At 74.3% G+C, this 14,425-nt stretch carries 12 protein-coding genes; 5 read left to right on the top strand and 7 right to left on the bottom strand.

The window, feature by feature from the left end:
• The first annotated feature begins 90 nt into the window (after positions 1-90).
• Positions 91-1,407 (top strand): sensor histidine kinase, encoded by a 1,317-nt coding sequence (locus ACYP53_RS08850; RefSeq protein WP_459647081.1) that lies wholly within the window; start codon positions 91-93, stop codon positions 1,405-1,407.
• A 59-nt stretch (positions 1,408-1,466) separates the two neighbouring features.
• Positions 1,467-2,090 (top strand): response regulator, encoded by a 624-nt coding sequence (locus ACYP53_RS08845; RefSeq protein WP_459647080.1) that lies wholly within the window; start codon positions 1,467-1,469, stop codon positions 2,088-2,090.
• Between the two features lie 27 nt (positions 2,091-2,117).
• Here ACYP53_RS08845 and ACYP53_RS08840 read toward each other — a convergent pair whose 3' ends face one another.
• The 4 genes from ACYP53_RS08840 to purD all read right to left on the bottom strand — a co-directional run bounded on the left by ACYP53_RS08840 (position 2,118) and on the right by purD (position 8,430).
• Positions 2,118-3,017, bottom strand: a complete 900-nt coding sequence (locus tag ACYP53_RS08840; protein WP_189913225.1) for a phosphoribosylaminoimidazolesuccinocarboxamide synthase — start codon at positions 3,015-3,017, stop codon at positions 2,118-2,120.
• Positions 3,018-3,106: 89 nt separating this feature from the next.
• A complete protein-coding gene (locus ACYP53_RS08835; protein ID WP_189913226.1) occupies positions 3,107-4,645 on the bottom strand; it encodes a N,N-dimethylformamidase beta subunit family domain-containing protein in 1,539 nt (512 codons plus the stop codon).
• Between the two features lie 359 nt (positions 4,646-5,004).
• Positions 5,005-6,588 carry a M48 family metalloprotease gene (locus ACYP53_RS08830; RefSeq protein ID WP_189913227.1) on the bottom strand — a complete coding sequence of 528 codons (1,584 nt, stop codon included), beginning with the start codon at positions 6,586-6,588 and terminating at the stop codon, positions 5,005-5,007.
• 594 nt (positions 6,589-7,182) lie between these two features.
• Positions 7,183-8,430, bottom strand: coding sequence for a phosphoribosylamine--glycine ligase (gene purD, locus ACYP53_RS08825; RefSeq protein ID WP_189913228.1), 1,248 nt, complete (start codon positions 8,428-8,430; stop codon positions 7,183-7,185).
• 369 nt (positions 8,431-8,799) lie between these two features.
• On the opposite strand from purD, the gene ACYP53_RS08820 reads away from it, so the two are divergent.
• Positions 8,800-9,585, top strand: a complete 786-nt coding sequence (locus ACYP53_RS08820) for an SLATT domain-containing protein (protein ID WP_229928216.1) — start codon at positions 8,800-8,802, stop codon at positions 9,583-9,585.
• A gap of 68 nt (positions 9,586-9,653) precedes the next feature.
• Here ACYP53_RS08820 and ACYP53_RS08815 read toward each other — a convergent pair whose 3' ends face one another.
• The 3 genes from ACYP53_RS08815 to ACYP53_RS08805 form a co-directional block, all read right to left on the bottom strand.
• Positions 9,654-10,301 carry a hypothetical protein gene (locus ACYP53_RS08815; protein ID WP_459647079.1) on the bottom strand — a complete coding sequence of 216 codons (648 nt, stop codon included), beginning with the start codon at positions 10,299-10,301 and terminating at the stop codon, positions 9,654-9,656.
• Positions 10,302-10,417: 116 nt separating this feature from the next.
• Positions 10,418-11,461: a GntR family transcriptional regulator gene (locus ACYP53_RS08810; protein ID WP_459647078.1), complete on the bottom strand. Its 1,044-nt coding sequence runs from the start codon at positions 11,459-11,461 to the stop codon at positions 10,418-10,420.
• A gap of 136 nt (positions 11,462-11,597) precedes the next feature.
• Positions 11,598-12,395: a carbon-nitrogen family hydrolase gene (locus tag ACYP53_RS08805; RefSeq protein WP_189913231.1), complete on the bottom strand. Its 798-nt coding sequence runs from the start codon at positions 12,393-12,395 to the stop codon at positions 11,598-11,600.
• 173 nt (positions 12,396-12,568) lie between these two features.
• On the opposite strand from ACYP53_RS08805, the gene ACYP53_RS08800 reads away from it, so the two are divergent.
• Together ACYP53_RS08800 and ACYP53_RS08795 are read left to right on the top strand one after the other, a co-directional pair.
• Positions 12,569-13,390, top strand: a complete 822-nt coding sequence (locus tag ACYP53_RS08800) for a maleylpyruvate isomerase family mycothiol-dependent enzyme (protein WP_189913232.1) — start codon at positions 12,569-12,571, stop codon at positions 13,388-13,390.
• 168 nt (positions 13,391-13,558) lie between these two features.
• A complete protein-coding gene (locus ACYP53_RS08795) occupies positions 13,559-14,380 on the top strand; it encodes a BRO-N domain-containing protein (RefSeq protein ID WP_189913233.1) in 822 nt (273 codons plus the stop codon).
• Positions 14,381-14,425: the final 45 nt, after the last annotated feature.

The raw sequence follows: 14,425 nt of genomic DNA, 5'->3' as shown, positions 1-14,425 counted from the left end.
CGACAGCAAATCAAGGTAATACCCCCAGTCAGACCTCTGATATGAAGGCAGCTGCAGGATCGTGGTCGAACTGGGGGCAGCACGTTGAACATGGGTTCACCACTGCGCAGATGGCGGGGCTTCGGAAAGCCCAAGCGCGCCGAGCTCTACTTCCGCTGGTCGATCTACCTGATGCCGCTGATCGTGCTGCCGGTGGCCCTGCTCGGCCTCGCCGCCCAGACCGGGCAGTACCCGGTCGGCTCCGCCCGGGTCATCCTGGCCGTCTCACTGGCCACCACCCTGGTGGGCATCCGGGCCTGCCGCACCTCGCTCGACCACTACCTGGGGCGGCCCACCGACCACCACCGCTGGCTCCTGGCCAACGGCGCGGTCACCGTCGTCGGCGCCTGGGCGCTGCTGCTGACCGGCCCGGCGATCGACGGGCCCACCGCTCCACCGCCCACCCTCCTCCTCACCACCGGCCTGCTGGTCGTCGCCTTCGCCCCGCTGTCCATCGGCCTCCCGCTGCGCTGGTCCGCCCCGGCCGCCGTCGTCCTCGCGCTGGTGGTCGCCCCGGCGATGATGCTGGCCGGGATGAGCGTCGGCAGCACCGCCGGACAGCTGGTCGGCACCGTGCTCGGGATGCCCTTCGTCGCGGCGAGCTGCCGCAGCTTCGCCTGGCTGACGGCGGTGGTCTGGGAACTGGACGGCGCCCGCGAGACGCAGTCCCGGCTGGCCGTCGCCGAGGAGCGGCTGCGCTTCTCCCGCGACCTGCACGACGTGATGGGCCGCAACCTCACCACCATCGCGCTGAAGAGCGAGCTCGCCGTCCAACTGGCCCGCCGCGGACGCCCGGAGGCCGCCGAGCAGATGGCCGAGGTGCAGAAGATCGCCCAGGAGTCGCAGCGCGAGGTCCGCGAGGTCATCCGCGGCTACCGCACCGCCGACCTGCACGCCGAGGCGATCGGCGCCCGCGCGGTGCTGCGCTCCGCCGACGTCGCCTGCGAGATCGACCTCGGCGAGCACGCCGACGAACTGCCGCCGCCGGTCCAGTCGGTGTTCGGCTGGGTGATCCGCGAGGCCACCACCAACGTCCTGCGGCACAGCGAGGCCGGGCGCTGCCTGATCCGGCTGCGCCGGGAGGACGGCCGGGCGGTGCTGGAGCTGGAGAATGACGGGGTGCCCGCCGTGCCGCTCCCCTCCCAGGGCGGCGGCACCGGGCTGCGCGGGCTGCGCGAGCGGCTCGCCGCCCACGACGGCGAGCTGACCGTGCCGCCCGCGGCGGCGGGCACCTTCCGGATGCTCGCCACCGTCCCGCTGCCGGACCACGCGGACCGGACGGACCAGGCGGGCCACGCAGACCAGGCGGACCGAACGGACCAGGCGGACCGAGCGGCCCGCGCGGCCCGCGCGGCCCGCGCGACCTGAGCGGTCCGCCCGCCGCCGGACCCGAGCGACCCGAGCCGACCCGAGGAAGGCCCCACCCGATGACCGACCCCACCGCGCCCGTCCGCGTCCTGCTCGCCGACGACGAGCACCTGATCCGGGGCGCGCTCGCCGCGCTGCTCTCGCTGGAGGACGACCTGGAGGTGGTCGCACAGGCCGGCTCCGGCCCCGAGGCGCTCGCGATGGCCCGTACCCACCGGCCGGACGTCGCGGTGCTGGACCTGCAGATGCCCGGCAAGGACGGCATCGAGGTGGCCGCCGAGCTGCGCCGGCTGCTGCCGGACTGCCGCTGCATGATCGTCACCGGGCACGGCCGCCCCGGCTACCTGAAGCGGGCGCTGGAGGTCGGGGTGCGCGGCTTCCTGCCGAAGACCGTCTCGGCGGCGGACCTGGCGGGCATCATCCGCACCGTGCGCTCCGGCGGCCGGTACGTGGACCCGGAGCTGGCGGCGGACGCGATCAGCGCCGGGGAGACCCCGCTGACCCCGCGGGAGACGGACGTCCTGGAGCTGGCCGCCGACGGCACCTCGATCGTCGAGATCGCCGAGCGGGCCTCGCTCTCCCAGGGCACCGTCCGCAACTACCTGTCCTCGGCGGCCACCAAGCTGGGCGCGGAGAACCGGCACGCGGCGGTGCGGATCGCCCGCGAGCACGGCTGGATCTGACCGGCCGCGCCCGCGGGCGTCACCGGGTCACTGCCAGGTGGTCCCGGTCAGCCGCTCGTACACGTCGATGTACTTGGCGCGGGTCAGCTCGACCACCTCGGCGGGCAGCGCCGGCGGCGGCTGCTCGCTGTAGCGATCCCAGCCGGAGGCCGGGGAGACCAGCCAGTCGCGGATCAGCTGCTTGTCGAAGGACGACTGCGAGCGGCCAGGCCGGTACTCGTCGGCCGGCCAGTAGCGGGAGGAGTCCGGGGTGAGCACCTCGTCGCCGATCACCAGCTCGCCGTCCAGCAGGCCGAACTCGAACTTGGTGTCGGCCAGGATGATGCCGCGCTCGCGCGCGATGTCCCGGGCCCGGGCGTAGACGTCCAGCGTGGTGCGGCGCAGCTGGGAGGCCAGCTCGGCGCCGATCCGGCGGGCGGTCTCCTCGTAGGGGACGTTCTCGTCGTGCTCGCCGACCTCGGCCTTGAGCGCCGGGGTGTAGATCGGGGCGGGCAGCTCGGAGCTGTTCTCCAGGCCCTCCGGCAGCGCGATGCCGCAGACCGTACGGCTCTCCTCGTACTCGCTCAGGCCGGAGCCGGCCAGGTAGCCGCGGGCGACGGCCTCGACCGGGATCATGTCCAGGCTGCGGCAGACCAGCGTGCGGCCCTTCCAGTCGGCGGGGGCGCCGGCCGGGACCTCGGTGGAGATCACGTGGTTGGGGACGATGTCGGCGATCCGCTCGAACCACCACAGCGACAGCTGGGTGAGGATGCGGCCCTTGTCGGGGATCTCGTTCGGCAGCACCCAGTCGTGGGCGGACGTCCGGTCGCTGGCCACCATGACCAGCTCTCCCGACTCGGTGCGGTAGAGGTCGCGCACCTTGCCGGTGTGCAGGTGGACCAGGCCGGGTACCTGGACCGGCTCGGGCTTGGTGACAAATCCGCTCAAGGTGTTCAGTCCTCAGGGGTCGTTCGCGGGCGTGGGGCACGGCGAAAGGGGAGGTCACTGCCCCCGCAGTCTTTCACGCCCGCCGGAACTCAGTTCTTGCAGAGCCGGTCCAGCAGGTTGGCGGTGGCCCGCTGGATCCGCTCGTCGGTCAGCCCCGGGCGGCCCAGCGCGGGCGACCAGGCGAAGGTGCCGGCCGCGAAGACGTACGCGCCGCTGGGCGCCCGGTACAGCGAGGTCTCCTGGTAGCGGGTGCGGCCGGCCAGGTCCCGGTACGGCGAGTGCGCCAGCAGCACCCGCTCGGTGTGCTCGGGCAGCGCCACCTTGGGGTAGTACCGGTCGGCCTCGCCGGCCACCAGGCCGGGCAGCTCGTCGCCCTCCTGCAGGCCGGTGCCGTCCCAGAGCCAGTGCGCGGTGTGCCGGGCGACCAGCGGGACGGGCGCGGCCACCCGGCCCGAGTACTGCACCCCGAGCAGGTGCTGCTCGGGCTCCCCCGCGTCCCGCCAGAGCGCGCTGGCGGCGCCGGTGGCGCCGGCGGCCGGGCTGCCGGGCCCGACCTTCTGCCGCTTGCGGCAGTTGAGCAGCCGGTTGGGCTCGCCGGAGGCGGCGGCGGTCAGCTCGACCCGCCAGTACATGGTGTTGGCGGACAGGAACACCAGCGAGGTGCCGCCGTCCCTGGCCCGCTCGGCGGCCCGGCGCATCGGCGCGGACCAGTACTCGTCGTGGCCGGGGAAGACCAGCGCCCGGTGCCGGGACGGGTCGACCAGTCCGGCGTGCAGGTCGGTGGCGGTGGCGTAGGAGAGGTCGTAGCCGTAGCGCTCGGCCCAGCGGATGAAGTCGTACGCGTGGCCGACGTGCAGCGGCAGTCCGGCGGTGGCGTGCGGACGGTCGAAGGAGACCGTGACGGCCGCCTCCGGCTCGCCGACCAGGTCGCCCCGGCCGTCCCAGGCGTGGTAGAGGCTGGCGCCGGTGCGGCCGTCCTCGGGGAACAGGTTGTACGCCTGCCAGGTCACGTCCGGGAGCACCAGGAGCAGTTCGGCGGTGTGCCCCTGGTCCTCGAAGTCCCGCACGGTGAACGGGATGTGGCTGCGGTGCAGCAGGTCCGCCGTGGTCAGCACGGCGACGTACGCGCCGGGCTTCCAGTGCGCCGGGACCTGCAGGCGCCAGGAGTGCCACCAGTGGTGGCAGGAGACCGTCCGGTCGACCACCAGCGGGGCTGGCTGGGCGAGGCCGGAGATCGGCGGGCTGGAGGTGATGTGGCGGGCGCCGTCGCCGCCGTAGTGGCCGATCCGGTAGACGTCCACGGTGAACTCACGGGGCGGGTTGACGGTGACCCGGAAGTCCACCGAGCCGCCGGGGCGGATCACCCCGGCCGAGGCGAAGCCCTTGATCTGCTGGTCGACGTCGTTGGAGCTCTGCGGGGTGCCGACCGGGGGCTTGGGCAGGGGGCCGGCCGTCAGCGGCCGCTGGCCGGGCGCGTCCACCGAGACGTACCAGGGCACGGCGCCCTCCGCCCCGGCCAGGTACTGGTCCGGGCTGCGCAGCCAGGGCAGCGGGCCCTGGCCGAAGGGGTCGGAGACGCTGTAGGCGTGCGTTCCGGACTCCCAGCGGCGGTTGAGTTCCGTCCCCACGCGCCCCTCCCAGGTGCACTTCCGCGACTCCTCGTTCGCCTCCGGGTGCCCCTGATCCGGTGTCGACGGTCCTGGCTCGGCGCTCGTCGCTTCCGGCACCGGCGCGCCCTTCGGCTCCCGAGGCCCGGTTGGCACGTGCCCCCCGGATGTGCGTGCGGTCTAATACACCACACAGTGCTGCCGGTTCGTCACCCTCCGGTGGCAATTGGTGCCGGGAATCTGACGGCCCGCCCGGAGGGGGCCTCCGGCCTGCGAGGACGACCGGCGGCCGGACCGACCGGGGGCGCGTGCGGTGGTGTCGAGCGCCGCCCCACCGGTCACAGCCGGACGGTCACAGCCAGGCGGTCACAGCCGGACGGTCACAGCCGGACGGGCTTCTCCAGCCGGACGTCGGCCGCGTCCAGCCAGGCCCGCAGCGGGCCGTCCTGGCCCTGTTCGACGGCCTGGGCGACCGGGCCGGCCAGGTCGGTGCGGCGGACCCCGCCGAGCAGCAGCACCGGACCGTCCAGCCAGTCCAGGCCGGGAGCACCGCCCGCGGTGTCCACGGCCGCGCAGCAGACCATCGCGGTGACGTGCTCGACCAGCAGGTCGCGGCCGCTGCGGTCGGGCTCCAGCAACGGGGCCGGGGCGGTGGTGCGGGCCAGCTGGGCGGCGAGGGCGGCGGCCAGCCGCTCGCCGTCGCCCTCGGCGAGCCGGACCAGCAGCCTGGTGAGGGTCGGGGCGCCGGGCCGGGACTGCGGGGCGAGCCGGTCCAGGGCGGACTGCAGCGCGGCGGCGCCCGCCCGCCAGCCGGCGTCCACCACCTCGGCCGGGTAGTCGGCCCACTCCAGCTCGTGCCAGGCGCCGGCCGCCGGGCGGCCGAAGAACAGCTCGGCGGCGAGCCGGGAGACCGCCCGGTCGACGGAGCCGGGCTCCTCCAGCAGGTCGCAGGCGGGGCGGTCGCCGAGCCGGCTGCCGTAGCCGTCGGCCAGCCGGTCGCGGCGGGACAGCTCGGTGAGGGCGGCGACCACGCCGGCGTTGAGGTGGGCCGGGTGGCGGCCGAGCCGCCAGGCGGGCAGCGCGACCCGGGTGAGCAGCCGGTCCCAGCCGGCGTAGGCGAGGCCGACCTGCTCCTGGGCGGCGATCCGCAGCCCGTAGTCGACCGCCCTGGCCTGCTCGGAGGCCCAGCTCGCGACGGCGCGCTCCAGTTCGGCGGAGTGGCCGCGGCAGGCGCCGAGCAGCCGGCGGGTGATCCGCCGGGCGATCCGGTCGGCGAGCGCGGCCGGACCGCGCCGGGGCGGCCGGGGCGGGGCGGCCAGGGTGCCGCCGCCGAGGCCGGGGGCCGCGCCCTGCCCGGAGTCCAGGCAGGCGTCCAGACCGCGCAGGAAGCGGCGGGCGGCGGCGATCTCCGGGTCGGCGGAGGCGGCGGCGCCGGCCACCACGGGGGCGAGCAGGGCGCGCAGCTCGCCGGCCCGCATCCACCAGAGGAAGGGCGAGCCGATCACCAGCACCGGGGCGGGCGGCTCCTCGTGCGGCCGCAGCGGGTGCGCGCGGCGCGGCGGGGCGACGTCCTCCAGCCAGCTGTCGCAGTCCGGGGTGAGGGCGATCGCGGAGGGCGCGGGGACGTCCAGCCGGTCGGCCAGCTCGTCGATCAGCCGGTACAGCTCGGGGGCCTCGGCGCGGTCCAGCGGGACGGCCGGGGTCCGGGGCGGCTCGGCCCGGCGCAGGGCGTGGGCGGTCAGCCCGGCGACCAGCAGGGTCACCCCGGCGACCGCGCAGACCACCCAGCGGGCGGCGTCCCAGCCGGCCGCGTCGGCGGCCCCGGGCGCGCCGATCCGGCCGGTGAACCGGCCCGCGAGCAGGACCACCGCCAGGGCGGCGGGCAGGACGGCGGCGGCCAGCGCGAGGCCTCGGACGCGCAGGACCGCGTGGGCGTGAGCGCGCGCGGTGTCGACAGCGGCCATACGGTGCGGCACCCCCTTCGGAGCCCTCGGGCGCCCGGCTACGGGCCCTGAGCCGACTCGAAACGATCAGTTCCGACCGGGAAGCGGAGGTGTCCGATCCCGGTAGTGCATGCTGCGTGGCGCTACTGCCATTTTCGACGCCCCGGTGCGGGTGGTCGTTCCGGATCTCCCCGGTTCTCACTCGTCCCGGTGACGCCGCCCGAATTCCGGACGCCCGCGACCGGTCCGGTGCGAAGCACCCGGCGACCGCCCGGCCGGACGCCGTCCAGCATCCCCCCGCGGAAGCGCCGCTACCCGGCGGCGACCCCGGCGCGCGACCCCCGCGCGCTGCGATCCAGCGCACCATAAGGCCGGGCGGACCGTTACGTCAGCCGGATGCGGGTGCTGTCACCCGATGGGCTGGAATCCGTCGGCTGAACGGTGCGTCCGCCCCGGGAACCACTCCAGTCCCGAAACGCCGAGGGCGCTGCGTCCATGGGGGTTGGTTCCCACGGCCCGCAGCGCCCTCGGGGCAAGCTTCGGAACGGCTCTCGGAGCAGCCTCGGAGCCGCTCCCGGAACAGCCTCCGAGCGGCCTCTCAGCGGCCTGACGTCGCTACGCGGTGGCCGCCTTCAGCGCGATGTCGGTGCGGTGCTGACCGCCCTTGAGGGAGATCCGGTCCACCGCGGCGTACGCGTGCCCGCGCGCCTCGGCCAGGTCGGCGCCGGTCGCGGTGACCGACAGCACGCGGCCGCCGGCGCTCAGCACCTGCCCGTCCTCGCCCGCCTTCGTCCCGGCGTGCAGCACGAACGCGGTGCCGTCCGCCTCGGCCTCGGCCAGGCCCTCGATCGGGTCGCCGGTGCGCGGCGCGGCCGGGTAGCCCTCGGAGGCGACGACCACGGTCACGGCCGCGCCCTCGTCCCAGCGCAGCGGCTCCAGCTGGTCCAGGGTGCCGGTGGCGGAGGCCAGCAGCACCGCGGCCAGCGGGGTGCGCAGCCGGGCCAGCACGACCTGGGTCTCCGGGTCGCCGAAGCGGGCGTTGAACTCGATCACCCGGGTGCCGCGCGAGGTGAGCGCCAGGCCCGCGTACAGCAGGCCGGAGAACTCGGTGCCGCGGCGGCGCAGCTCGTCCACGGTCGGCTGCAGGACGGTCTCCAGGACCTCCTCGACCAGCCCGGCGGGCGCCCACGGCAGCGGCGAGTAGGCACCCATGCCGCCGGTGTTGGGGCCCTCGTCGCCGTCCAGCGCGCGCTTGAAGTCCTGCGCGGGCTGCAGCGGGACGACGGTCGTGCCGTCGGTGATCGCGAACAGCGAGACCTCGGGGCCGTCCAGGTACTCCTCGATGACCACGCGCTCGCAGGAGGCCGCGTGCTCCAGCGCCTCCGCGCGGTCGGAGGTGACCACCACGCCCTTGCCGGCGGCCAGCCCGTCGTCCTTGACCACGTACGGGGCGCCGAAGGCGTCCAGCGCCTCGGCGGCCTCCGCCGCGGTGGTGCAGACGTAGGAGCGGGCGGTGGGGACACCGGCGCCGGCCATCACGTCCTTGGCGAAGGCCTTGGAGCCCTCCAGCTGGGCCGCGGCGCCGGACGGGCCGAAGACGGGGATGCCGGCCGCGCGTACGGCGTCGGCCACGCCGGCGACGAGCGGTGCCTCCGGGCCGACCACGACCAGGGCGGCGTCGAGCCGCTCGGCCAGGGCGGTGACCTGGGCACCGTCGAGCTGGTCGACCGGGTGGACCGTCGCCACCTGTGCGATCCCGGCGTTGCCCGGGGCACAGTGCAGCTCGGTCACGGCGGGATCTTGGGACAGAGAGCGGCACAGGGCGTGTTCGCGGGCGCCGCCGCCGATGACGAGGACCTTCACGCCTCGCAACAGTAGTCGGTGGCCGGTTCCGGCCGCTCTCCGGTCCCGTCGGATCCTCCAGGAGAACCGCTTTGTACGCCGAGGATGCCGGAGGATCCTCCAAGTCCGGAGGGGGTCGGACGGCGGTCGGTGCCCGGGTCACGACCACGGGTCACCGGGCCCTCGCTCGGACGGGTGAAATCCCGCCGGGCCCCGCAACCCGCTCACCTCGGGTTCCGGTGGCCGAAACCGGTAACGATCAACCACGAAGCTCCCCCATGGTCAGCCATTTGGCGGTAAGAAGTGCTGTTGGACAACCACCGGCAGACCCAGCGTCAGCCGATGCACCGCCAGCACCCAGCCGCCCGCCCGCCACAGGGAGCCCCACAGGTGAGCCAGCCGGAAATGCAGCCCGAGGAGAGTGCCTGGGGCAAGGAGATCGGCGAGGAGGACCCGCCCGCCGCCGCCGTGGTCCGGCGCGCCTCCACCCGCCACCGGACCGATCTGAGCACCCGCCAGTTCCCGCTCGGGGACTGGGGCGAGCCCGCCGAGCGGCTGGAGGAGCTCTACCGCTGGTCCGAGGAGCGGGCGGTCGAGGCGATCGAGTGGTACCGCCGGGACCGGGTCTGGAAGCGCCGCTGGGCACGGCTGCTGCGGTTCGGTACGGCCGGGTTCGCGGTCGGCGGGGTGACCGCCCCGCTGGTCGACCTGGCCGGCGCCTTCGCGCACGGCACCAGCTGGGGCTACGTCGGCCTGGCGCTCTCCGCCGGCTGCTACGGCGTCGACCGGGCCTTCGGCGTCACCTCCGGCTGGATGCGGGACGTCTCCACCGGGCAGGCCCTGCAGCGCCGGCTGGAGGCCTTCCAGTTCGACTGGGCCTCGGAGTGCGTGCGCGAGGTGCTCGGCCCGACCGAGGGCACCGCGGGCGAGGCCGCCGAGCGCTGCCTGGGCGTGCTGCGCCGGTTCTGCGAGGACGTCTCGGACATGGTCCGCACCGAGACCTCGGAGTGGATGCTGGAGTTCCGCGCCTCGATGACCCAGCTGCCCACCCAGGCCCCCGGGAGCTGGGGCGGGCGCTCCGAGCCCGGGGTGGGCGCCCAGGTGCGGGTGCTGCCGCCGCCGGGCACCCGGCCGACCATGCCGCGCCAGCGGCCGCCGGAGGGGCCGCTGCGGTAGCGCCTGCCCCTCCTGCGTCGGCGCCCGGCGGCAGCTCAGGCGTTCAGTCGCTCAGTCGCTCAGTCACGCTACGCGAAGACGATCATCGAGCCCTGGGTGACGCTCCTGGTCGCCGCCGCGTACAGGCCCGACCAGGCGTGCCGCTCCCGGGCGAAGGGGTGCACGTCGTCGATCGGCGGCCCGAACGGCTGCTCCAGACCGGTCGGGCCGAGCGGCCGAGTCGGGTCCGGCGGGTTGAGCGGATCGATGCCCAGCGCCGGTGCCACGGCCTGGAGTTCGCGCAGCAGTCCGTAGCTGGAGCCGAGCGGGCCGCCGGTGGCGAGCAGCGCGTCGTCCACCAGCGGCACCGCGAACTCGATCGGCACGTACGCGCCCGCGTGGTCGAAGTGCCAGACCAGGTGGGACTGTTCGGCGCTGCTCTCGAACATCTCCAGCAGCTGCTCGTAGTCCCCGCCGAGCGCGTCGACCGGGGTGATGTCCAGGCCGGTGAGGCCCAGCAGGTAGGCGCGGCGCAGGAAGTGCAGCGAGTCGTAGTCGAACGCGGCTATCGGCTCGACGGCGCCGCTGAGGCCGGGGACGTACTCGTAGACCGGCACCTCGGGCAGCCCTCGCGAGACCAACACCGAGTTGTAGAGGGCTAGGTCGTCCCGGAAGGGGTTGTCGGGGCTGTGGCTCAGCACGTCCACCAGCGGGACGAGCCAGAGGTCGCAGGCCATGGCCGGCAGTTCCTCTCCGGGCGGCGGGAATCGCCCGCGGAGCGGGGCGACGACGGGGGCGGGGTCGGTACCCGGACAGCCCTTTCACGGGGCGCCCGGTTCGACGCCCGCCCACCCTACCGGCCCGGGGCCGCGTGCGGGTCGGGCCGTCCTCGCGGGGCCTCGGGGGGCGCGGACGGGGGCAGCCGGCGGCCCAACCGGCCGTACGGGACCGAGCGGGGCTGCGGCACCAGGCCGAGGCCCAACCCCAGCTCACGGCCCAGCTCCCGGCCGACCTCGTCGCCCCGCGACGGCCGGCCGCCACGGGCCGGACCGGGCTCGGACCCGGCCTCCGGAGCGGGGGCGGAGGGGGCGGCCGGCTCTCCGGCACCGGGCGCCGGCGGCGTCCCGTCCGTCCCTGCCGTCCCCGCCGTCCCTGCCGCCCCTGCCGTCTCGGCGAGCAGTCCGAGGACCGTCACCGACTCCAGCGGCTGCCCGGCCAGTTCGGCCAGCGTCCGGGCGGTGTGCAGGTTGTACTCGCAGATGATCCGGTGCGCGCCGGCCAGGTCACGCGCCTCGATCGCCGCGACCAGGTCCGGGTGGCGGTCCCAGCAGACCCCGGCCAGGCTGGGCATCTCCCGCAGGTAGGGGGCCGCGAACATCCAGGACTGCACCCGCAGCCAGTCCAGGTAGTCGGCGATCCGGCGGTTGCCCAGCAGCCCCGCGACCTCCTGCCAGAACCGCCGGTCGCAGCCCACCATCACGTCCAGGTTCCCGGCCCTGGCGGCCCGGACGGCCGCGTCGGCCCGGCGGTGCAGCGAGGGCAGCCGGCTGAGGTCGGGGAGGGCGCGGCGGGTCGAGAACTGGCGGTGGAAGCTGTCGGTGAGCAGCACCCGGGACTCGAAGATCTCCAGGAAGTCGTCCCAGCACAGCTCGGGCACCGTGAAGCCGCGGTGGTGCTCGACCCGCAGCAGGCCCTGCGAGCCCAGGTCGACCAGCGCCTCGCGGGCCGGGGTCGCGGAGACGCCGTAGAGCTCGGCGATCTCCTTGACGGTGAAGTTGCGACCGGCCGCCAGTCGGCCGGCCATCATCTCCTCGCGCAAGGCGCCGGCGATCTGTTCGCGCAGGCTGTTGCGCTGGATGACGGGACGGGGGGTGCCGCCGTCGCCGGTGCCAGGCATGGGCGCGACCTCCTCGGGCGGGCCGACCGGGCCGGTCTTCGACGGGCCGGCGGGAACACGACGAGTGCTCATCTTCTCAAACCCGCCCGGGCCAGGTCCGAACCAACCCTCCGGAAGCCGCCGGGCGCCCCCGGGCTCAGCGCTGGACCGGCGCCGGGATCCCCAGCAGGCGGTCCCGCAGCACCGGGAACTCCTCCCGCGCCCTGGCCACCTCGGCCGGGTCGAACTCGACCGTCAGCACCTGCTCCTCCGCCCCCGCCTCGGCCAGCACCCGGCCCCACGGGTCCACCACGATGCTGTGCCCGGCCTGCTCCACCCCGGCGTGCGTCCCGGCCGTGTTGCAGGCCAGCACGAAGGCCTGCTCCTCCACCGCCCGCGCCCGGGCCAGCAGCGTCCAGTGCTCTCGCCGCTTGGCCGGCCAGGCCGCCGGGACCACCAGCAGCTGCGCGCCCGCGTCCAGCAGCGCCCGGAACAGCTCCGGGAAGCGCAGGTCGTAGCAGGTGGCCAGGCCCAGCGTGGCGAAGTCGGTGGGCGCGGTGACGATCTCCTGCCCGGCGCCCATCACCACCGCCTCGCCGCTGTCGAAGCCGAAGCGGTGGATCTTGCGGTAGGTGTGCACCAGCTCGCCGTCCGGGGCGAACAGCATCGAGGTGTTGTAGATCGGCCCGTCCGGGTCGCGTTCGACGATCGAACCGGCGTGCAGCCAGACACCGGCCGCCCGGGCGGCGGCCGCCATCGCGTCCGAGGTGGGCCCGTCCAGGCCCTCCGCGCCGTCCGACCAGAGGTCGTGGGCGAAGCCGCCGAGCGGCCACAGCTCCGGCAGCACCACCAGGTCGGCGCCCTGCTGGGCCCGCACCAGCGCCGCCGCCCTGGCCCGCCGCTCGGCGGGCGGCTCGGCGTCGGAGACCGCGAGTTGGATCAATGAAGCGCGCACAGTACCACCGTCCACGGCAAGAGACCTACGATCGTCACCCGAAAGCGCTGCCCAGCTGTCTCCCGGCAGCGTAACGTGCGGTTAGCGTGTGCGCCCGGAAGCCGGACCATCCCGGTCGGCCAGGACGGCCGGGCGCGGACGGCAAGGAAGCTGACGGAGGGCCGGAGATTCCCGTGACGGACAACCAGACCGTGCAGGCTCACACCGAGGCCTGGACCCAGAGCATCGAGTCCATATCGGAGCTGGTCGCCCCCCTCCCCGAGGGGTCCTGGAACCGGCCCACCGAATGCCCCGGCTGGTCCGTCCGGGACGTCGTCTCGCACGTCATCGCGGTCGAGTCGGAGCTGCTCGGCGACCCGCGCCCGATCCACTCGCTGCCCCGTGACCTCCGTCACGTGACCACCGAGTTCGCCCGCTACGTCGAGCTGCCGGTCGACAAGCGCCGCTGCCACACCGCGCTGGAGATGACCAGCGAGCTGGAGTACACGGTCATCCGCCGCTCCCGCGCGCTGCGCAACGCCAAGCAGACGCCCGGCGAGCCCGTGCGCTGGCCCGCCGGCCCGCTCGCCAGGGACGTCCCGTACCACGAGCTGCTGCGGATGCGGGCCTTCGACGTCTGGGTGCACGAGCAGGACCTGCGCCGGGCCCTGGAGACCCCCGGCAACCTGGACTCCCCCGCCGCGCTGATCGCCCGGGACCTCCTGCTGGAGCTGCTGCCCAAGGCCGTCGCCAACAAGGCCGGCGTCCCGGCCGGGACGGCCCTGGTGCTCGACGTCACCGGCCCGGTGGAGTTCCTGCGCACCGTCCGGGTGGACGCCACCGGCCACTGCACCGTGGACGAGTCGATCAGCCTGGCCCCCGACGTCCAGCTCACCATGGACTGGGAGACGTACGTGCGGCTCGCCTGCGGCCGCGGCCGGCCCGGCCCGGTGTCCGTGGAGGGCGACAAGGAGCTCGCCGAACGGGTGCTGGCGAACTTCTCCGTCACCATCTGAACCACCCGGCGCCCCTGGCGCACACCACCCGGCGTACACGCACCAACGCGCGCCGGGTGGGCACCACTCGCGCATCCATACGTCAACCCAGCACCAGCCACCTCACCTGTTTGGCCTCGTTGTTCCGGGCAGTCCTGCCACCACCCGGAAGAAGGAGGGGCGTCCACCATGGACGACGAACAGGAACAGCGGGAACAGATGGTGCTGGTGCGGTCGAGCTTCCCGGTCACCGGGCAGCCGATCCGCGTCGTGATGATCGACGGCGAGCCGTGGTTCGTCACGGCGGACGTGTGCCGGGTGCTCGGTCGCGGCAACGCGGCGCAAGCTGTGAAGGGGCTGGAAGAGCACCAGCACCGCACCGTCGACATGAGGGCGGTAACTGTCACCAAAAGTGATAGTTACGACGTTTCCGCAGGTCGGAAACTGTACAGCCACGCGAATCCATACCTACGCGTGCTGAACGAGGCAGGCCTGTACACCCTGCTGATGCGGTCCAACAAGGCGTCCTCCAAGCCGTTCAGGGATTGGGTCACCCGTGACCTCCTCCCTTCCATCCGCCGCGGGGACACCGACATCCCCACCCAGCAGCGGCGGATGGCGGAGACCCTGGCCGAGGCGGTCGGGCAGCAGGTGGAGATCATCGCCGAACTCAATCGCGACGGCTGGCCCCAGGTCTACCTGCGGTCGGACGGGGCGGTGTACTGCAAGCACGGGGAAATGCTCTACGACGTGCCGGCGCGCGAGGACGACAGCGGCCCGCCCTTCGGCGGCTACTACTCCTGCCCGAGTGTCGAGCGGGTCGGCATCAGGGGTGGCACGGCCATCCCCCGGTGCTCGAAGGTCAAGATCGTGGATCTGGTCCGCATGCTTGTCCTGGCACCCGCACCAACCCCTCTCGGTGACGGACAGCTGACCGTGGAACTGCATGGCGCTCGAATCTATGGGACGGCCCGGCAGATCTCGGACCTGATGCGCGAGTACGGCCGCTGATGCCATCGCTAACCCTCGCTTTTGGCGAGGGTTAGCGCGTCTTCG

It is taken from the genome of Kitasatospora sp. Ki12 (assembly GCF_054601375.1).
The sequence above is the reverse complement of the archived record's forward strand: the minus strand, read 5'-3'. Positions and strand labels throughout refer to the sequence as shown.